The following is a 19,521-nucleotide window of genomic DNA, read 5'->3' as shown; positions in this document are numbered from 1 at the left end:
AAAGAGGTATACTATAAGATGAAAAAAGTATTTTTGTTATTTTTAATTACAGTTCTTGCCCTATTCACTGCTGCCTGTGGGAATAAATCAGCTACATCCAAACAGTCTGAGAAAAAGGATAAATTAACAATTTACACAACTGTCTATCCATTAAGTTATTTTGCACAACGAATTGGTGGCGATTTTGTAGAGGTTTCTTCAATTTATCCTGCTGGCGCCAATGAGCACACATTTGAGCCAACACAAAAAGATATGATGAAATTAGCAGATGCCGATATGTTTTTCTATATAGGCTTAGGGCTAGAAGGCTTTGTTGAAAATGCTAAAAAGACTCTGGCTAATGAAGATGTAACAATGGTAGCAACTGCAGATCAGGTTTCAGATGAAAAATTAGCTGTGAGCACAGGTCACTCACATGATGATCACGAAGATGAAGATGGACACGGACATGAGGACCATGATCATGGTAATGTAGATCCACATGTTTGGCTATCTCCAACTATAAGTCAAGACTTAGCACTTTCCATTAAAAACACTCTAGTTGAAAAAATGCCAGAACAAGAAGCTACATTTACAGCTAACTACGAGGCATTAGTAAAAGAACTACAAGATTTAGACAATGAATTTAAAGCTATGGCTGATAAAGCGCAAGAGAAAACGTTCTTCGTATCTCATGCAGCATTTGGCTATATCGCAGGACAATACGGATTAAAGCAAGTTCCAATAGCCGGTTTAAACTCACAAAACGAGCCTTCTCAAAAAGAACTTACGGCGATTGTTGATAAAGCAAATAAATTGCATATTCACTACATTTTATTCGAGCAAAATGTCTCTTCTAAATTAGCTGAAGTTATCCAAAAAGAGGTCGGAGCAGAATCTCTTGTCTTACACAATTTAAGTGTTTTAACAGCAGATGATGTAAAGAATAATGAAACTTACTTCACCCTTATGAAGAGAAATATTAAAACTTTAAATACTGCAATGAAATAGGCCTCGGCATAATTGCGTCCGTAATCGTTTGGACACTCGCTGAAAGAAGTTAAATAAACACAAATAAATGAGTAAGGAGGTGCCCCGAACAAAGTATGGGACACCTCCTTTATTATGACGTACTTTTCTTGTGGCATTCTTTTTTCCACTCTATAAATACTAATTAGCCCTTTTTTCTTATGGATAGCATTTTGTGTTATCTTTCGATTACCCTTTACTTGGGCTATATTACTTTCTAAAATGATTGGTTCCCATTCATTTAAATGCACCTGAACAAAATTATCGCTATTACTTTTAAAAAGCAGTCTAGACTGTTCTATTAATTGTTTTACTGTTTGTTTATTTTTACTTAAAATGAATAGCCCTTTATCAAAGGCAAAATGACTATCTAGTATCGGTTTCGTAAGAACTTCAACCTTATCCGTTTTTTGTAAATCAAAATAAGCTTCACTTGTAGCGGCTGGGAAACTCGTATAGTCCCAAGAGTGATCCTGAGCTAATTGGCGATCAGACACTAAAAAATAATGATAACGGACCTCACCTTTACGATCAGGCAATGGATCATCCCATGTAACATCTATATGATACCATTCATTATCAAGCTTCACTAAGACCCAGGCGTGTAATTGTTCCCCTACATTTCCTGGCACATATTGTACCTCAAAGCCTAGCTTCTCTAGCATTCGATAAAGCACTAGAGCATATGCCTGACAAACTCCCTTGTTCTCCGTAAGCAATGTGTAGGGAGAATATTGACTTCCTTTCGTGTCCTTCGAATATTCAGCAGATAGAACGATAAAATCATGTGCAGCCTGTATTTTCTGCAATTCACTTAACCCATGCATAGGTGTAATAATATTCGTCAAAGTCTGTTCTACGAATACCTCCTCTTTCTGTGTAATATGATAGGTAAACACAAAACTAATGACAATATTATTGGCATAGCCATCATATTTCCATTTAAAACTAGAAATATTGGCGTAAATATATGGATCCTGAATAGCATGTTTTACAAGCTCTGATAGTTCATCTTTTATTTCCGACGTATTACCAGTATAACGAATATCAAATTCAGTAGATAATTGCATGACTTGTTTTTGAATAAGATGTTGTAGTGTTTCTATTGTATTGGCCGTTGCGATATTCTTTTGTTCATAGTTTGCGAATACTTGCACATGACTCATTTGTAGAACAAATAATATAATGACAACATTATATATATATTTTCTCATATGAGTCTTTCTCCTTTAATAACTAGTTTATGCCCGTAATTTCTTATTATGTTAATGAATGATTAATTTAATCCTAAAAGTTTACTAAAAATGATTCTTAAAACGAATAAAAGAAGCCTTCTTATAAATGAAGGCTTCTTTATAGTGATAGAAAAAACTATTGTTTAAATGAAACAAATGGAAGTATGGCTTTTGGGCAACATGAGGGGTTGATTTCCGTTCCGGCTAGGCGCTTTGTCGCTGACGCTTCGCTTTCGCGCAGAGCAAAGCTTCCTGGGGGCGTCCGATGATCAGCTTCTGAGGATGCTTCTATTTCAACCTTATCTGTAATTTTCACGAACTCCTTGGTATTGTTCACATTACACCTATCGATAAGTACTCTCAGAGAATTTTCTTCTGGTTCAAACAATTTGTTTAAATATATAGATCCTTTAAATTTCATTGCTTTACCCCCATTTTGAAAATCTATCTTAAAAAATTAAATCCTTAATGTCAAACACCTATAATGGAGGCTTCTTTTTGTTATTCGTGCATTAATTTTCTACGAAGTAGCTTATTGGCACCGTTTCGAGGGAGCTCGTCCGTAACAATAATATCTTTTGGTATTTTATATTTCGCAAGCTTCTTTTGACAAAATGCTCGTATTTGCTCTACCTGTACTTCTTCTTTTAATACAACAAAGGCGATTGGTACTTGCCCCCAAGCATCATCATCAATGCCGCATACTCCCGCTTCTTTAACAGCAGGGTGTGTAAGTAGTACATTTTCGATTTCAGCAGGATAAATATTTTCGCCACCTGAAATAATTAAATCAGCCCGACGATCAATGACAAATAAATAACCATCTTCATCTATATAACCAATATCCCCAGTATGAAGCCATCCATCAATCGTTGCATTTTTGTCGGCAAAACGACCAATATACCCCGGTGTAACATGTGGGCCACGTATGCAAATTTCTCCTTCACCATTGTCATTCGGCTCAGCAATGCGAATTTGATTGAAAAATAACGGTTTTCCCGCAGAACCAGTTTTTCGCATCGCATCCTCATTAGCTAATGTTGCAGTTTGTGACGAAGTTTCAGTCATACCATACGTTTGAGCTACAGCTAAATTTAATGCATGCGCTCTCTTTAAATAATCTTCTGGCACTGGTCCACCACCTGCTAGCATCATTTTAAATTTCGGTGAGGCTTGTGCGTTTTTCTTTTCAAGGGTATGTAAAATCCTTTCCAATGTGACAGCGACTACCGACATATGTGTAACCTCGCCATCCATAATATTTTTGGAAATGGCTTCTGCATCAAATTGATCATATAAATGCACTTTATTACCGTACAATAGTGAGCGCACTAAAATAGAAAAGCCACTAATATGAAAAAGTGGTACAGCACATAACCAAGTATCCTCCGTATGCAAACCTATATTTAAAACGGAGGCCGTTGCACTTGCCTGGTGATTTCCGACAGTTTGGCAAACGCCCTTTGGAAAACCAGTCGTACCAGATGTATACATAATCGATGTTGTTTGGTTTAAAGACCATTCTTTCGTAATATCAATAGCCGCTTCCGTACTTTTTTCTATAGTAGAAAATAAATAATAAGACGTATGTGATGGTAATTTTTCAACATCCTCATCTGCAATTAATACTGCCATAGCTTTTGAATCCTCTAGCTGATAGGCAATTTCATCCTGTGTTAGCCTACGATTTAGCATGACCATTTCACATTGTAAATGCATACACGCGTACATCATAATGACCAAGGAAGGCTTACTCGGCCCCATTATAGCAATACGGTCTCCTTGCTTAATATCCAGTGCTGTAAGTTGACATGCACGTTTTAACGATAAATCATTTAATTCTTGAAATGTCCAAGTCTGCCCATTATATGTTAAACCGTTTCGTAAAGGTGTTAAATACGCTCGCTGTAAAATCCAATTTAAATACATCTCATTATTCCTCCAATCAGCCTAATCTTACCGCTTTATCGCATCATCCGTCTATTCGGTGCTCTGACATGATTTTCTGCTACTTTATTATACAATTTAGGTCACTTGGCATGCTGTTCCGCTGCTAAAGTATGGCTTTCTGCAGCTAGAACATGGGTTTCCGCCGTTAAAGTATGGCTTTCCGCCGCTAATGCATCTTGTTTCGTCGCTATTGCATCTTGTTCCGTCGCTAAAGCTTCATGGTCCGCCGCTAAAGCTTCACGGTCCGCCGCTAAAGCTTCATGGTCCGCCGCTAAAGCTTCATGGTCCGCCGCTAAAGCTTCATGGTCCGCCGCTAAAGCTTCATGGTCCGCCGCTAAAACATCATGTTCCCCCGCTATTGCATCACGGTCCGCCGCTATTGCATCACGGTCCGCCGCTATTGCATCACGGTCCGCCGCTATTGCATCACGGTCCGCCGCTATTGCATCACGGTCCGCCGCTAAAACATCATGGTCCGCCGCTATTGCTTCACGGTCCGCCGCTATTGCTTCACGGTCCGCCGCTAAAACATCATGTTCCCCTGCTATTGCACGAGCTTCCGTTGCTAAGCCATAACTTTCCGCCACTCTAGCAAGTTTATCCGTCTCGCTCCTTTAGATATACAAAAAGCTCGTATCTCATTAAGATACGAGCCGTTCAACGTTTCAGATAATCAAGGGAATCTTGGGAATTGACCGAAATCTGGTTGACGTTTTTCTTTGAATGCGTCACGACCTTCTTTAGCTTCATCTGTTGTGTAGTAAAGAAGAGTAGCGTCGCCAGCCATTTGTTGAAGACCTGCTAAACCGTCTGTATCTGCATTCATTGCTGCTTTTAAGAAGCGTAGAGCAGTTGGAGACATTTGTAGCATTTCTTCACACCATTGTACAGTTTCATCTTCTAGTTGCTCATAAGGAACAACCGTGTTAACTAATCCCATATCAAGTGCTTGCTGTGCATCATATTGACGGCAAAGGTACCAAATTTCACGCGCCTTTTTATGTCCGATAATACGTGCAAGATAGCCTGAACCATACCCAGCATCGAATGAACCAACTTTTGGTCCAGTTTGTCCAAAACGAGCGTTGTCAGCAGCAATTGTTAAGTCACAGACAACGTGTAATACGTGTCCTCCACCGATTGCATAACCTGCAACCATTGCTACTACAGGTTTTGGAATAACACGGATTAAACGTTGTAAATCAAGAACGTTTAGACGTGGGATTTCATCTTCACCAACGTAGCCACCATGGCCGCGTACTTTTTGGTCTCCACCTGAACAGAAGGCATGCTCACCTTCACCAGTTAAAATGATAACTCCAACATTTTTGTCATCACGTGCACGTGAAAAAGCATCGATCATTTCCATTACCGTTTTTGGTCGGAATGCGTTGCGCACTTCTGGACGGTTGATCGTAATTTTTGCGATACCGTTATAGAACTCATACTTAATGTCTTCATAAGTATGTAAACTTGTCCATTGACGTGTCATTGAATTGCCTCCTAATAATTAAATTCGTCTCGTTCAAAATCGAGGCGATAACGTAAAAATTATATTACTATCAATTATGCCTCGGCATAATTGTGTCTGGAATCGGCTTTGTGCAAGCACAAAGAATTCCTTTCCGATTCCGTGACATCCGCCGGAGGCTTTAACTTCTTTCATTGGTGTTGAAAGAAGTTAAATACTCCCCTACTATTGTAGCAAACTCAGCGGGATTTTCCACATGAATTGCATGTCCTGCGTCATTTACCGTCGCATGCTTGGCATTTTTTAATAACGCTTTCATTTCTAGTGCGATTTTACAAAATTTCTCATCAAGTGAGCCTGTAATTAGTAGAACAGGAAATTCAAGCTTCTCCAATGACATCCAATTCGATGTCTGACTGCCTGTACCAATCCCTCGTAAACTACCTGCCAAGCCTTCCTCCTTCTGAGAAAGTCGTTCTAATCGAATAGCTTCTTGTACACTATGCGATAAACGCTTTTGAGATTCAAACAAAGGAATGTTCTCCCACGCATTAACAAATGATAACAAACCGTTACTAATTATTTTTTCAGCTAGAGCGTTATCTCTCTCACAGCGTTCAGAACGCTCCTTAGAAGTTCGTAAGCCTGGAGAAGCACTTTCTAAAATGAGCTTGTCAATGCGTTCTGGGTAGAAGGTTGAATACGATAACGCAACTCTTCCTCCCATTGAATAGCCTAGCAGCGTAAATTTCTTGAGCTGTAGCTGGCCAAAAACTTCCTCTAAATCTTGGATTTGTTCTTGCATAGAGAAACGACTAATTTGTTGAGGTATAGCTGTTTGGCCATGGCCAATTAAATCAATGGTAATCACTCGTACACTAGGTAGAGCTTTCGCTAAATTTCGCCATGTAGCCGTACTACCTGTAAAACCATGCAATGCAACGAGCGTTTGCTCCGCTTCTTCATTCCAGATTTCTACGTATGTTTCAAGCCCTCGAATCATTAGCTTTGCCATGCTTTTAACCCTACGTTAATGCGATTCCATAGTGCACGATGCGCATACACATTTTCCTCTCGATTCGTGAAAATTTCAATTAAGCGCATTGGTCGTTTTTTCATCGTAGTAAACTTTACTGATAGCTCTGAAATATCATCTACTCGTATATAATCCATATCGTACATATTGGCAATATCATGGAATTTAAGGGCTGTTGGCGTACCAAATAAATCTTCATAATGCGCCTCAACTGTAGCTTGTGGTAAATAAGAGAAAATACCACCACCATCATTATTCATAACGATTATTGTCAAATTGCATTCCTGGTATCTTGAAGCAATGAGACCGTTGACATCATGTAAAAAGGCTAAATCGCCAATAAGCAAGTAGGTTTCACGGTTATTCCCTTGACTAAAGCCCATTGCAGTTGATACGACACCATCAATACCATTCGTTCCACGATTCGCAACAATCCGAATATCCTTCGGTGTCGCCATTAAAAACGTATCAATATCACGCACTGGCATACTGCTACTAACAAAAATATCACTGCCATTCGGAATCAATTTTAGTAATCGACTTACCATTGCTCCCTCATCAATCGCACCGTCAGCATAATGTTCAATATACTCAAGTGCAATATCATTAGCATCCTGCCACTCAGCTAAATACTCTGTTTCTAGTGCTGTTTCAGAGATTTCTAATTGCGTGAGCCACTCACCAATACTAGCATGAACAAAATGAGTAGACACACCTGTAGAATCACGGAACATCGGATCTTCATCGACAACAATATAAGCATTAGGCTGAGATTTTGTAATAAATTGCATAATAAATTTAGAAACAGGCTGTGCTCCTAAACGTAGCACCGTATCTGGTTCAACTAATGCTTTAAAATCTTCACTTTTCAAAATGGCATCATACGTCGTGATCATATAGGGCAGACAATCTTCTGGGACAGATGACCGCATATTAGATAAACTCTCGACAATGACCGGCCATTTTAATTGGCGAATGAACTCCCACATAGTTGTTAAATCTGTACCGAGTGCTAGCTCACCAATAATAATAAAGCCTCTTTTGGTTGCACGTAAAATCTCCGATAGCTCTTGTTGAGTCTCCTTTGAAGGTACTAACTGACCCATACTGCTATGCTTAAATATCGCTTCTGGAAGTACCTCTTGAAAATCAATCAACAAAGGTTCTCTGAACGGTACATTAATATGCACTGGTCCAAATGGTGCGCTCATTGCCACTGCTACCGCACGTGCAGTATGACGCTCAATAAACGGCAATGTTGGTGCGGCACCATCTGCCAAAGGGAAATCCACGCTCCATTTGACATTTGTACCATATAAATTCGGCTGATTAATAGCCTGTGGTGCACCCACCTCTCGCAATTCATGTGGACGATCAGCTGTAATGACGATTAACGGTACACGAGCATAGCTTGCTTCAACAATGGCAGGAAAATAGTTTGCCGCAGCTGTTCCCGATGTACATAAAAGAACAACAGGTTTTGCTGTAGCCTTTGCAATTCCTAGCGCAAAAAAGGCAGCTGATCGTTCATCAACTTGACGATACATATGAAGCTGTTTCGTTGAAGCAAATGCATAAGCTAAAGGTGTCGAACGTGAGCCAGGGCTGACAACAACGTTTTCAACACCAGCTTGTACTAGTGATGCTACCATTTTATAAACATAATCCGTTAATATTTTCCGTTCACTCATGTAATTGTCCTCCTAGCGCACGAAGCATTGGACGGAATTTCACTAATGTTTCCTCATATTCAGATTGTGGCTCTGAATCTGCTACAATACCGCCACCAGCATATAAATAAGCTTTGTCCTTAAGTAAAGCAGCTGAACGAATGGCCACTGCAAATTCCCCATTGCCGTCAGCATCTACCCAACCAATTGGAGCAGCGTAAAGCCCACGATTCATAGGCTCATACTTACGTATAGCTGCCATTGCCTCTTTCCTTGGCACACCGCCTAAAGCTGGCGTTGGATGCAAAGATTTTGTCAGTTGTAATATTGTTGCCTCATTATTTAACTGACCTTCAACAGGTGTATATAAATGTTGTATATCTCTAATTTTTAGTAAGCGTGGGCCATCAGGTATTGTCATCTCTATACAATTTTTACGGAATGTTTCCGCAATCATATCGACAACATATTGATGCTCGCCACCATTTTTCGAATCATTTAATAAGCTTTGTCCAAAGGCTTCATCTTCCTCTGCTGTCTTACCACGTTTAATAGAGCCTGCTACACAAGATGAAAAGGCTCGCCCCTCTTCTACTTTTACAAGACGTTCAGGGGACGCACCAAAGAACAATAATTTTTGACGTTCTAAACCAAATAAATAGCTCTCTGGCTGCTCATGAATAATTTGTGAGAGTACCTGTGGTGAAGAAACTTGTTCTTTAAATTGCAATGCTAGTGAGCGTGCAATAACGACTTTATCTGCTTTCTTCTGCTTAATCAATGCTGTTACTTGGTCAATCGAAGCTAAATACGGCTCCTTGTATGGCTCAAAGTAACTTGTGATTTCAGGCTTTGAATACGTTTTCACTTCTTTTACTTGAGCTGCATGAATTAAATGATCTCGCTCTTTACGTAGCGCTTCAAATTGAGTTGCTGCTTGCTCATTTTTCGAAATAAGATGAATACTTACAAACGCTTTGTCATCACGAATAACAAGCTGGTAAGTTGCAAGTGCAAAATAAGCCTCTGGAAAGTCTGTCCATTCCCCAGTTACTTCATTTTGCGGATCGAATGTAAATCCGCCAAACAAAATTGGCTGTAGCTCGCTTTGTCCCTTCACACAGTTTTTCGTTAAATTTTTCCACTCTGCTTCTATTGCATCGAAGCGATCATTTTTGGCGTTACTTTGAATCGTATAGGCATGTCCTAGCCCTACTAATGTCATTGTTTTTTCTCTATTTTGCCAATAAAATCGTTCACCTTTATAATGCTCCTCGCCCGCTGCATAAAATGCGAGCGCCGATAAGCGACTAACTTCAATTGTTTCCATATAAAAATGAAGGCTTTGGCCCAAAGAGTCCACTTCTATCTCTGTGGCTTGGTACCACTTCTGTTGCATGAAAATTACCTCCGTTGTTGCAATGTACATAATGAATGACGCACGGTATGTTTTGTACTCGTTCTACACTTTCTCATAAATATCAACTGCTTTGGCTTTTCTTTGGATCATCACCAAAACGTGTGGTTGATTTCCGTTCCGACTGAGCGCTTTGTAGCTGTCGCTTTGCTCGCTCCAGGGTCTCGGGCCAGCACGAGGTTGGTCACGAAGGCGTTATCACAGGATGTGATGGTTTTAGCCTTCGTTCATCTATATCGCTAATCCCCAAGTAGTCGCCCAGCCTCACTCCAATCAACTTATTTACATAGTAGACGTTTTAACAAATGTCATCCAAACTTTTGGTGATGAACCTTTTCTTTAGAACAAATTGACCAAAACTTTGCATAATGACATGAGCATTTGTACTTTTTTACATCATATTTTTTTATTTGCTAGCCTATTCTTCGTACTGTTGCTATTATCTTAATTATTGTTTTCAGTTCATAAATGCATGTTCTATTGTATCATTTTTTTTATTGGACTGTATGTAATAAGCTGTGAACCTATCCATTTTCTCATTCTTCGTATAAAATAAGAATAGTCTACAACATTTGAAGGAGAGAAAGACCTTATGACCAAAGTCATTGAAGCTGATAGGGGTTTTAAAGTTTGGTGGCATTTAACACGTCCACATACTTTAACCGCTTCATTCGTTCCAGTATTTTTAGGAACAGCGATTGCTTTAGCAATTGAAAAACAAACAATTGATTTTGGACTATTTTTTGCTATGCTCATTGCAAGTATGCTTATACAAGCAGCAACAAATATGTTCAATGAATATTACGATTACAAATTAGGATTGGACAATGAAAATTCTGTCGGTATCGGCGGAACGATTGTGCGTCACGGTGTTCAACCAAAAACAATTATGATGATTGCCTTAAGCTTTTACGCAATCGCTATGCTGCTTGGCATTTACATATGTGCCTCAACCTCTTGGTGGCTTGCTGCTGTTGGGCTTGTTTGTATGCTTATTGGTTTTTTATATACTGGCGGACCATACCCAATAGCCTATTCACCATTTGGAGAAATTGTCTCTGGCGCTGTTATGGGAATGGGGATTGTTTTAATCGCATTTTATATTCAAACGCTTACTGTGACATTAGACGCTGTTTTGCTTTCAGTACCGAGTATGATTTTAGTTGGAGCTATCATGCTGTCCAACAATATCCGTGATATTGTTGGCGATACAGAGGGTGGTCGAAGAACGCTTGCTATTTTAGTAGGTCGAGATAATGCCATTTCTGTGCTATCTGGCTTTTTTATCGTTTCATATTTATGGGTAATCGCTCTTGTAGCAATTGATGGTATTACTTTTTGGGCTCTAATCATTTTCTTAAGCGTTCCAAAACCACTTCGTGCGATCCAAATTTTCCGCGATAAAAAAGAAGCGAAAGAAGTTATGCCTGCGATGAAATTTACAGCGCAAACAAATACATTCTTCGGCTTCCTCTTAGGAATCGGTTTATTAATTCAATATTTCTTTTATTAATATTAATCAATTATGCCTCAGCATAATTGGTCCGGAACCGGCTTTGTGCCGAGAGGCATTGACTTCTGGGAGAAGTTAAAGATGCAGCAGCTTTAACGGGCTGCTGCACTTTTTACATAGCATCTAAAATTTTCAATTGCAATACCACGAACTTCTTCGGTTGAAAAATGTTCACGTAACGCCTCTAACAAATTTTGTGCCTCTCCTGCGTGTGCTAATCCTTTTACAGTTGTATCTATTCCATCGAAGTCTGAACCTAGTCCAAGGTGCTCTACCCCTACTATATTCACTAGATGCTTCACATGCGCTACTAAATCATCTAGCGTAGCATTGTCATGGATAAAAGGCGGGTAGTAAACAACATGAATATGCCCTCCATGCTCGACAAGTGCTTTTGCCTGAGCGTCCGTTAAATTTCTTGGATGATCACAAATTGCACGTGCATTGCTATGGCTCGCAATAATATGCTTCGCTAATGGTAAGACATCCCAGAAACTCTGTTCATTTAAATGCGAGACATCGATAATGATATCTCGCTCATTTAGCAAGTTTATAACCTCTTTACCAAATGATTTTAAACCAAGGCTTGCATCTTGTTCAGCACCGTGGGCCACAGCATTTTCTTCATTCCACGTTAAGCCGACTAGCTTCACTCCTGCATCTAATATTGCAGAAAGCTTTGCTAAATCTTCGCCGATTGGACCACAGCCCTCTAAGCTTAAAATTGCACCAATTTCATGCGGAGCTAAAGTATCTAATTGCGACCAATTCGTAATATGCACCATGCCTTCAGTTTGTAATACATGTGTATGGAAGGCTTCAATTTGCCGCACTGTCTCTAAAAATCGCATACTTTGCGGAATTTTAGGATTAATAAAAATAGCAAATACTTGTGCCTTAACACGCCCTAATTGTAATCTCTGTCGATTAGCTTGCAAACGTACATCATCTTCAAATTTTGCCGCTTCTAAAGTTGTTAATTTCAATAGAGCATCGCAGTGTAAATCAATTATGTCCATATCCTCACCCCCATACAGCTATTATACTGCCTGTGAGCGAAAATGCTTACTAACTTTTATCTTGAGGTGTATCAGAAGAGCCAAATTCCTCAAGTTCTATGAAATCATCCGATCTTGGCGTAGAAGACAACACATCTTCCTCTACTGGCCTTAAATTTTCTTCTCTGTGCTCTGCGTGCTCAACACATGTCAATGCTTTCGGCATAGCTTCTAAGCGACCAATAGGAATCTCTTCACCACATACAGCACATTTACCATACGTACCGTCTTCCATCGCTTGAAGCGCAGCTTTTATTTCTTCAGCATCGTCACCCCGGTGCTCGTCAACCGCCATTTCCGTTAGCTGATCTGTTAAATCACTCGCATTGTCAGCTGGATGATTATCATAATTAGATAGCTCTGTCGCTTGTGGACGCTCTGATTCCTCAAGTCGCTTCTCTATTTCCTGTAATTCTTGCTCTAATTGCTTCCTTAATTTTTCCATTACTTGTGGGTTCAAAAAAATCTCCTCCTCATGCCTTCATTTTTTCCTAAATTAATATTTCTAAAACATGAAAGCATGCGGATGAATCACTTATTTTTTTATAATGTATCTTCATTTAGTACATTTACGCTAGAGTGAAATTGATAATGGCATCATGTAAAAATTGTGCTGCTCCTTTAGAAACACGCTCATCGTAATATGCTGAAAAGCGTTCATCCGCTAAATACATCTGAGCTATACCTGCATGTGCCTCTTTAGAATATTGTGACCATGTAAAGCTAAGCCAACGCTTATGAAGCTCTGCAACCTCCATTGCCACATCGTTGTTCGTATCGCCGATATCCATCGCTTCTTTTAAACGATTAAATAATTGCTGTTCTAGCTGTTGCATTGCTTCATACTGTTCCTCTGTCATATTCATTACCTTGGCATTTGATGCATCAACTGTTTTATCACCATATTTTGCACGAATTTCTTGACCATATTGCTTTTCATTTTCCTCGATTAGCTTCTCTTTTAGTCCATTAAATTTCTCTTCATTTGCCATCGGTTGTTCCTCCTCAATAGATTGAATGGTTTTTTCTACTGTTTGTAATATCTTTTCCAGCTGCTCCTTGCGTTTCAGTAAAGCAGTACGATGATTTTTGAGTGCCGCTGTATGTTGAAAATCAGGCGCTTTAATAATTTCCTTAATTGTTCCTAGCTTCATATCTAATGCTCTATAAAATAAAATTTGCTGGAGCATATCAACTTCAAACTGTCCATAAAATCGATAGCCCGCCTCATTCGTTCTTGCAGGCTTTAGTAATCCAATTTCATCATAATAACGCAGTGTTCTGGTGCTAACCCCGGATAATTGAGCAAGCTCTTGAATTGTATATTCCACATTTTTTCACCTCCACTAATGCTACTGTAAATGTTTACGCAACGTTAAGGTCAAGAAAAAAATTAAGAAAAAACGTTAGGTTGATTTCCGTTCCGACTGGCGTCGATGATCCGACCCAGTAAATAAAAAAAGCAAACTAGAACGTTTTATTAACACTAGTTTGCTTTTTCTTTAAAATCAATTATGCCTGGCATAATCCGTAGGGTTTAGGCCAACAAATGTTTTTTGTGCGGAAGCGTAGAGCTAACGTAGCGTCAGCAACGTGTTTTTGTCTGCACGAAAACGTAGCGTCAGCAACATGTTTTTGTCTGTGCGAAAGCGAAGCGTCAGCAACAGCATGACGTTGGCCACTCAGCCGTTGCCACAGGGCGTGGTGTTCTTAGACTAAGTTCATCTATTTTAGCGGATGTCTTTTGTACCGAATGCGTAGCAACAGGTACAGATGTTTGGACATCCACTGAAAGAAGTTAAATTTTTGCATACTTGCCATGCCACACAATATTTCTATAGTTTTCTACATCTGTGTCACCCTCAGTGTTAATAAACAACACTCGAGAATTTTCATCTAATTGTAATGTTTCCTTCAGTTCTGTATATTGCTCATTCGTCATCAATTCATAAAAACATCCAACTGGGGCAGCTCCCGATTCTCCAGCAATAATTCGTGCATCTGTCGCTAGTGGATTTCCTAGAATACGCATACCTATTGCGGCAACTTCTTCATCACAGCAAATACTTACTTTCGTATAAGTCTTTAACAGGTCCCAAGCAAGTGGATTCGGCTCACCACAAGCAAGACCTGCCATAATTGTTTGCATCTCTCCACCAACCGTTACAAACTGTTCATCTCCTGCTTTAAAGCTTTCATAATAGCAATTCGCTACAAAAGGCTCAACTAAGACAAATGTAATCTCTTGCTCATAATATTGTTGTAAGAAAGCTACAACTGCCCCTGCAAAAGATCCAACCCCAGCTTGCAAAAATACATGGGTAGGTGCTTTTTCCAACTGCAGGGCGGCTTCTTTTATTAGTGTTGTATAGCCTTGCATTATCCATAACGGAATTTCTTCATAGCCTTCCCACATCGTATCTTGAATAACGACCCATCCATTTTCTGTTGCTAGTTGTGAGGTATAACGAACTGTATCATCATAATTCATTGTTGTTATTTCAGCATATGCACCTTCATTTTTAATATTTTGGAGGCGCTCCTCTGCACTACCAGCAGGCATATAAATGCGAGCTTTCAAACCAAGCTCTCTAGCAGCCCATGCCACTCCACGACCATGATTGCCATCTGTCGTTGAAATAAACGTTAAGTCCCCTAACTGCTCCTTTATTTCAGGTGATTTAAGCTGGTCAAACGATAGCTCATCAATATTTCTATCTAACTTTTTAGCAACGTAATGCCCAATTGCATACACGCCACCTAATACTTTAAATGCATTTAAGCCAAATCGATAAGATTCATCTTTTACCACAATACTTTGTACCCCAACGAATGATGCAAAAGTATTTAAGCATCGTAATGGAGTGCTTTCAAACTTCTCATATGTACGCTGAAATTTACCAACACGATTTACTTGTTCTGGTGAAAAATGACGTAGAAAAGGTACTACTTGTTCTACATTCTTCTGTAACAAATATTGTTGGTTGTTAGTCCACAATAATTTCCCCATCCATATCCCCCCTAGTTTTTGTACTATTTTCATCTTAGCTTATAGATTCGCAAAACAAAACCATATTACATACTTTAGTAAAAAAAGAAAAATTTGAATCCTTTTGATAGGGTTTATCGTATATCTACCAACATAATAAATAGGAGGTATATAATGGATAATCCTTATAAGATAGCGATAATTGGAGGAACAGGGAAAGTAGGAAGGCATATAGCAACTCAAGCCATCCAAAAAGGATACCATGTTCGGATGCTTGTTAGAAATCCTGAAAAGTTACTGGATCAAAATGATGCAATTGAAATAGTGAAAGGGCAGGTACAGGATATAGAAAACATCCGAGAACTTCTTAAAGATAGTCAAGTTGTTATTAATACATTTGGTCAACCAACTAAAGAGGAACCTATATATAGCAAAGTTACAAATAATATTTTTAATGTGATGAAAGAATTAAACATTAGTCGTTATATAGGTGTTTCAGGTGGTTCTCTAACGATTAAAGAGGACGAAAAAAGCATGATGAATCGTTTAGGAGCAAAGATATTTGAAGTTTTCCTTTCAAAAATGATGCAAGATAAAAAATTGGAATGGGAATATTTATTAAATAACAAACAGATCAAATGGACACTAATTAGATTACCGTTTGTAAAAGATAGTTTAACATCCAATCAGATAAAGGAAAACCTGACGGATATGCCTGGTACAAAAATTACGAATCAAGATATAGCCACCTTTATCATTGATCATATTGATAATACAAAATACGTGCATAAAGCACCGTTTATCTCTCATTAGTGAAATCGCAATAAAAAGATATGAGAAAATAGCATGCTGAGAATATATCCAGCATGCTATTTTTTAATTAAAGATAAATCGTAGTAAATTTTTGCTTAATCCCTTTTTATTTATCTTTGTACTGTAATTGTTTGAGAAATGAAATCTAATTTATTCCCATTGAAATCCATAATATTATTACGAGGTGAAGCTTGAATCGTAACACTTCTGCCGTTATCAAATAAATAGCCATTCTGAGGTATTGTAATTAATACTCTATCATTACCTTGTGGATAGGTAGTTCCTGCTACCGAAGAACCATTCACAGTAATATTAAAATCCAAATTATTAACGTTTATTACTGGTTCACTGAAAACAAGCTCTAATGTTTGTGAATTACTAACATTAACAGTTACAACCTTTGGTGCAATATTTTCTTTAAGGTTAATGGATGTTCGCACCTCATCAAATGGTTCCATAGAGTTTGCTGCTCTTAAGCCTTTAATCGTGAAGTTTCGTGTGCCATTAAAATAATTTGAATCCTTTTTCAATGTGAGCTTAATACGATTTAAATTGGATCCCTCTACAACAGCACTTTCTACCTGAGCATTATCAATACTATAATTTTGAACATTTTGAGCAAGTGCTGGATCAACAGGATAATTGAAATTTAAATAAACAATATTATTATCTTTAATAGAATAATCTGTTGCAGATGTTTGAATTGCATTGTATTGCGATAAAGCTAATTTATTGCCATTTATATTTAAATCACCGTTACGTGTAAATTTAACATTTTGCACCTCAGTGACTGGCACACCGTATAAATTAGTAACATTAAATAAATTTAATTTGCCGTCGTAAAGAGCTCCCTTTGTATCATACATGCCTAGCAGTCCTGCCATTTTAACACGTAATTTCGTAGGTTGATCTTTTACAATCTGAATATCACTTTGAGGTCCTCTTGATACCTCATATAAAATGTAATTATTCACGAATTTTCCAGTAAATGATGCTTTTGCGTTAACGCCTAACTGTACTGGCTTATCGAAAGTTAATTGTAAATATTCTACACTATCCTCGTAAACAATTTCAGAATTCATTAGGGCTGGCGCTCTGTCATCTCTTATAAAGTTATACGCTGTTGAGAATGTTGCCGTTTCACCTGATAAGTCGGTTATTACACGACTAGAAGCTGTCCCAATCGTTGTAATTCCTTGAAGCGAGCTTTTTGGATCCACCGTAACATTAAATAAACGACCATTTTTAGGATCTTTCTCTACAGAATTCACAGAAATTGAAGTCTGGCCGCTTTTCACTGAAAGGTCATATGAATAAAGTGGTTGAATCTCCTCTGAGAACAATAGCTGGAACGTATTTGGTCCAGTTTGTGTAACAGAAGATAGTGTCGGTGGAACACCATCCTTATCTCCCTTTTTCACTGTTACAGTTGAAGGGTTTGGTGAAATAATATTCCCTGCTATATCTGCTGACGCTACGAATGTAATTTGAACAGCTGTACCAGGTGCTAAATACACACCATTTATTGTTGCAGCTGATAAGTCAAATGTCGCTTCAGTTGAGTTTTGCTCAATGCTTCCAACTACATTCGATACCTTTGTACCATTTGCTAATGTAAATTGAATGCGTTCATTTGGAAATGCTGCCATTGGCTTAGAAAACTGCACTTTAACGATTGAAGAATTTTTTCCTTGCGTTGTTCCTAAAATCGTAGGTGCTTGTGTATCTCCAGCAATAACAAAATTCGCATCTACTTTTTGAAGCACTGCGCCCTTTTCCGATTTGATGTTACTGAACACATAACGATGTGTACCTTTTAATGATTCATTCATTGTAAAGGTGATTGATTTTTTATCAGCGCTGATTTCTGTTTTTATAACCGATAGTGCTCTTAAAGTATCCACATTAGAGAAAGCTACAACATTATCCTGTAATTTCCCATCTGCTTTTATCACAGAAAGTGGATCAATAGCTTGGTTGAAAACAACTTTAATCTGAGAAGCATTAATTCCCTCAATGGATTGTACATTTAACTCATTCACTTCATATGTAACAACAGCGGAATATGGTTTGTCATTAATTTTGAAATCTACCTTCGTTTCCACATTTTCAGTAAGCGGTGTCGCTAATGTTACCTTATGGCTTGTCCCATCTGTTAATGTTACCTGTAGTGTTTTTGCATCTATAACTTTAACTGTTTGGATGGACACTTCGGGTCCTCTTACCATTTCACTGATATTCGTCATTGAACGATGTAAAAATGACGAAAATTGACCACGTGTTAGTGTTTTTTTCGGATTAAATGTCTTTACGTTTGTAATTTTTGCATATTCTAATGCGATGATAGCCTCATGATTTTCTGGTGAAGCTACTTTTAAATCTGTAATAGATGATTTAAAGTTTTCTTTTTTATACATCGCAATTAAATCGATATCGTAAACTTTTTCAATTGCACGTACTAAAATAGAAGCCATTTGTTCGCGCGAGATATACTCGGAAGGTAATAACTTGTTGTTAGTCCCTTTGAAAATACCAGTATCATTTATAAGCGCTGCATATTGTAGTAATTCTTTATCTTTTGAAGATGTAGGCATGTCTGTAAAACGTACTTTTTTATTGTAGTCTGCTGGCACTTGGAAGTGTTCTAATACAAGCCATTTCCCTAAAAATTTCGTTACATTGCCTTTCGTAAGGACCCCGTTTGGCTTAAACGAACCGTCTGGATATCCAGCTACAATTTTTGCATCTGCTAGTGCCAAAATGGCCTCTTTATGGTCATTTTTTGCAATGTCTGTAAAGTTAGCCGCACTTGCAGTCGGAACAACAGCTGCAGCAATCAAAGCAGCAGAAGCTGCACTCATAATCCATTTACCCTGCTTTTTTTTCACATTTATTACCTCCTATGAATTCTATTCATTCCCATTATAAAAGAAAGATAGCTATATTCCAAAGGATATACCAATATTATAGCTATTTACCATGGATTATTTGTCCAATTTAATAGTGAACACATATTTTTTTCTATATGAATTACCTAATTTTATGGGAGGCGCGAATCTTAAGGTTGGTTTTTAGCTTTTTAGATAGTTTAGAGCAAAGGCCAAATGAAGGTTATACACGATTGTCTCTAAACGTGATAAGCGGAAGAATGATAAATAAGCAGACTAGCTATTCTAACTGCAACAGCGGTTCGACGGAAAGGAATTTTCGTTGTCTGATAAAGTACCATAAAAAAAAATGCAGTAGATGTAAATTACATCTACTGCATTTCAGTATGACCCGTACGGGATTCGAACCCGTGTTACCGCCGTGAAAGGGCGGTGTCTTAACCACTTGACCAACGGGCCAATGGCGGAGAAGG

The 19,521-nt window shown here is 38.3% G+C and carries 15 protein-coding genes, 1 tRNA gene and 1 pseudogene; 3 read left to right on the top strand and 14 right to left on the bottom strand.

What is annotated here, in order from left to right:
* Positions 1-18 precede the first annotated feature (18 nt).
* On the top strand, positions 19-990 hold the full coding sequence (locus ACIPKN_RS00085) for a metal ABC transporter solute-binding protein, Zn/Mn family (protein WP_400932276.1): 972 nt from the start codon (positions 19-21) through the stop codon (positions 988-990).
* Here the strand turns inward: ACIPKN_RS00085 and ACIPKN_RS00080 are convergent.
* The 8 genes and pseudogenes from ACIPKN_RS00080 to ACIPKN_RS00045 all read right to left on the bottom strand — a co-directional run bounded on the left by ACIPKN_RS00080 (position 936) and on the right by ACIPKN_RS00045 (position 9,769).
* The gene (locus tag ACIPKN_RS00080) at positions 936-2,222 is read right to left on the bottom strand and encodes a transglutaminase domain-containing protein (RefSeq protein ID WP_400932273.1); all 1,287 of its coding nucleotides are present in this window, start codon (positions 2,220-2,222) and stop codon (positions 936-938) included. The genes ACIPKN_RS00085 and ACIPKN_RS00080 overlap by 55 nt on opposite strands.
* A 277-nt stretch (positions 2,223-2,499) precedes the next feature.
* A pseudogene (locus ACIPKN_RS00075) lies at positions 2,500-2,691 on the bottom strand (hypothetical protein); the annotation flags it as partial.
* A 53-nt stretch (positions 2,692-2,744) separates the two neighbouring features.
* A complete protein-coding gene (locus ACIPKN_RS00070) occupies positions 2,745-4,172 on the bottom strand; it encodes an o-succinylbenzoate--CoA ligase (RefSeq protein ID WP_400932269.1) in 1,428 nt (475 codons plus the stop codon).
* 101 nt (positions 4,173-4,273) lie between these two features.
* Positions 4,274-4,780, bottom strand: coding sequence for a hypothetical protein (locus ACIPKN_RS00065; RefSeq protein WP_400932266.1), 507 nt, complete (start codon positions 4,778-4,780; stop codon positions 4,274-4,276).
* A gap of 86 nt (positions 4,781-4,866) precedes the next feature.
* Positions 4,867-5,685, bottom strand: a complete 819-nt coding sequence (gene menB / locus ACIPKN_RS00060; RefSeq protein ID WP_132364614.1) for a 1,4-dihydroxy-2-naphthoyl-CoA synthase — start codon at positions 5,683-5,685, stop codon at positions 4,867-4,869.
* Between the two features lie 160 nt (positions 5,686-5,845).
* Positions 5,846-6,679, bottom strand: a complete 834-nt coding sequence (gene menH / locus ACIPKN_RS00055) for a 2-succinyl-6-hydroxy-2,4-cyclohexadiene-1-carboxylate synthase (RefSeq protein ID WP_400932263.1) — start codon at positions 6,677-6,679, stop codon at positions 5,846-5,848.
* Positions 6,667-8,391, bottom strand: coding sequence for a 2-succinyl-5-enolpyruvyl-6-hydroxy-3-cyclohexene-1-carboxylic-acid synthase (menD, locus tag ACIPKN_RS00050; protein ID WP_400932260.1), 1,725 nt, complete (start codon positions 8,389-8,391; stop codon positions 6,667-6,669). The genes menH and menD overlap by 13 nt, the downstream gene beginning before the upstream one ends.
* On the bottom strand, positions 8,384-9,769 hold the full coding sequence (locus tag ACIPKN_RS00045; protein WP_400932257.1) for an isochorismate synthase: 1,386 nt from the start codon (positions 9,767-9,769) through the stop codon (positions 8,384-8,386). Before ACIPKN_RS00045 ends, menD begins: the two co-directional genes overlap by 8 nt.
* 610 nt (positions 9,770-10,379) lie before the next feature.
* On the opposite strand from ACIPKN_RS00045, the gene ACIPKN_RS00040 reads away from it, so the two are divergent.
* Positions 10,380-11,300 (top strand): 1,4-dihydroxy-2-naphthoate polyprenyltransferase, encoded by a 921-nt coding sequence (locus tag ACIPKN_RS00040; RefSeq protein WP_132364620.1) that lies wholly within the window; start codon positions 10,380-10,382, stop codon positions 11,298-11,300.
* Between the two features lie 92 nt (positions 11,301-11,392).
* Here ACIPKN_RS00040 and ACIPKN_RS00035 read toward each other — a convergent pair whose 3' ends face one another.
* From ACIPKN_RS00035 to dpaL, 4 genes are all read right to left on the bottom strand, one after another.
* Entirely contained in the window at positions 11,393-12,319 is a 927-nt protein-coding gene (locus tag ACIPKN_RS00035) for a dipeptidase (protein WP_400932253.1), read from the bottom strand.
* Positions 12,320-12,368: 49 nt separating this feature from the next.
* On the bottom strand, positions 12,369-12,818 hold the full coding sequence (locus ACIPKN_RS00030; protein WP_400932250.1) for a TraR/DksA C4-type zinc finger protein: 450 nt from the start codon (positions 12,816-12,818) through the stop codon (positions 12,369-12,371).
* Positions 12,819-12,927: 109 nt separating this feature from the next.
* Entirely contained in the window at positions 12,928-13,689 is a 762-nt protein-coding gene (locus tag ACIPKN_RS00025) for a MerR family transcriptional regulator (RefSeq protein ID WP_400932247.1), read from the bottom strand.
* Between the two features lie 467 nt (positions 13,690-14,156).
* On the bottom strand, positions 14,157-15,368 hold the full coding sequence (gene dpaL / locus ACIPKN_RS00020) for a diaminopropionate ammonia-lyase (RefSeq protein WP_400932244.1): 1,212 nt from the start codon (positions 15,366-15,368) through the stop codon (positions 14,157-14,159).
* 153 nt (positions 15,369-15,521) lie between these two features.
* Between dpaL and ACIPKN_RS00015 the strand changes: the two genes are divergently transcribed.
* Positions 15,522-16,160, top strand: a complete 639-nt coding sequence (locus ACIPKN_RS00015; RefSeq protein ID WP_400932241.1) for an NAD(P)H-binding protein — start codon at positions 15,522-15,524, stop codon at positions 16,158-16,160.
* A 110-nt stretch (positions 16,161-16,270) separates the two neighbouring features.
* Here the strand turns inward: ACIPKN_RS00015 and ACIPKN_RS00010 are convergent, their stop codons facing one another.
* Positions 16,271-19,048 carry an S-layer homology domain-containing protein gene (locus ACIPKN_RS00010; RefSeq protein ID WP_400932238.1) on the bottom strand — a complete coding sequence of 926 codons (2,778 nt, stop codon included), beginning with the start codon at positions 19,046-19,048 and terminating at the stop codon, positions 16,271-16,273.
* 387 nt (positions 19,049-19,435) lie between these two features.
* Positions 19,436-19,507 (bottom strand) — tRNA-Glu (locus ACIPKN_RS00005).
* Positions 19,508-19,521: the final 14 nt, after the last annotated feature.

The sequence above is a fragment of the Lysinibacillus sp. NPDC086135 genome (genome assembly GCF_044746345.1).
In the GTDB taxonomy this organism is placed as follows: Bacteria; Bacillota; Bacilli; order Bacillales_A; family Planococcaceae; genus Lysinibacillus.
Note: the sequence above shows the minus strand (reverse complement) of the source record. Positions and strands in the feature narration are given on the sequence as shown.

What these genes read in the sequence shown, in the direction of transcription:
- ACIPKN_RS00035 (WP_400932253.1), bottom strand. Translation starts at nt 12,319, where the DNA reads ATGGACATAATTGATTTACACTGCGATGCTCTATTGAAATTAACAACT.
- ACIPKN_RS00085 (WP_400932276.1), top strand. Translation starts at nt 19, where the DNA reads ATGAAAAAAGTATTTTTGTTATTTTTAATTACAGTTCTTGCCCTATTC.
- menB (WP_132364614.1), bottom strand. Translation starts at nt 5,685, where the DNA reads ATGACACGTCAATGGACAAGTTTACATACTTATGAAGACATTAAGTAT.
- ACIPKN_RS00080 (WP_400932273.1), bottom strand. Translation starts at nt 2,222, where the DNA reads ATGAGAAAATATATATATAATGTTGTCATTATATTATTTGTTCTACAA.
- ACIPKN_RS00045 (WP_400932257.1), bottom strand. Translation starts at nt 9,769, where the DNA reads ATGCAACAGAAGTGGTACCAAGCCACAGAGATAGAAGTGGACTCTTTG.
- menD (WP_400932260.1), bottom strand. Translation starts at nt 8,391, where the DNA reads ATGAGTGAACGGAAAATATTAACGGATTATGTTTATAAAATGGTAGCA.
- dpaL (WP_400932244.1), bottom strand. Translation starts at nt 15,368, where the DNA reads ATGGGGAAATTATTGTGGACTAACAACCAACAATATTTGTTACAGAAG.
- ACIPKN_RS00070 (WP_400932269.1), bottom strand. Translation starts at nt 4,172, where the DNA reads ATGTATTTAAATTGGATTTTACAGCGAGCGTATTTAACACCTTTACGA.
- ACIPKN_RS00040 (WP_132364620.1), top strand. Translation starts at nt 10,380, where the DNA reads ATGACCAAAGTCATTGAAGCTGATAGGGGTTTTAAAGTTTGGTGGCAT.
- ACIPKN_RS00015 (WP_400932241.1), top strand. Translation starts at nt 15,522, where the DNA reads ATGGATAATCCTTATAAGATAGCGATAATTGGAGGAACAGGGAAAGTA.
- menH (WP_400932263.1), bottom strand. Translation starts at nt 6,679, where the DNA reads ATGGCAAAGCTAATGATTCGAGGGCTTGAAACATACGTAGAAATCTGG.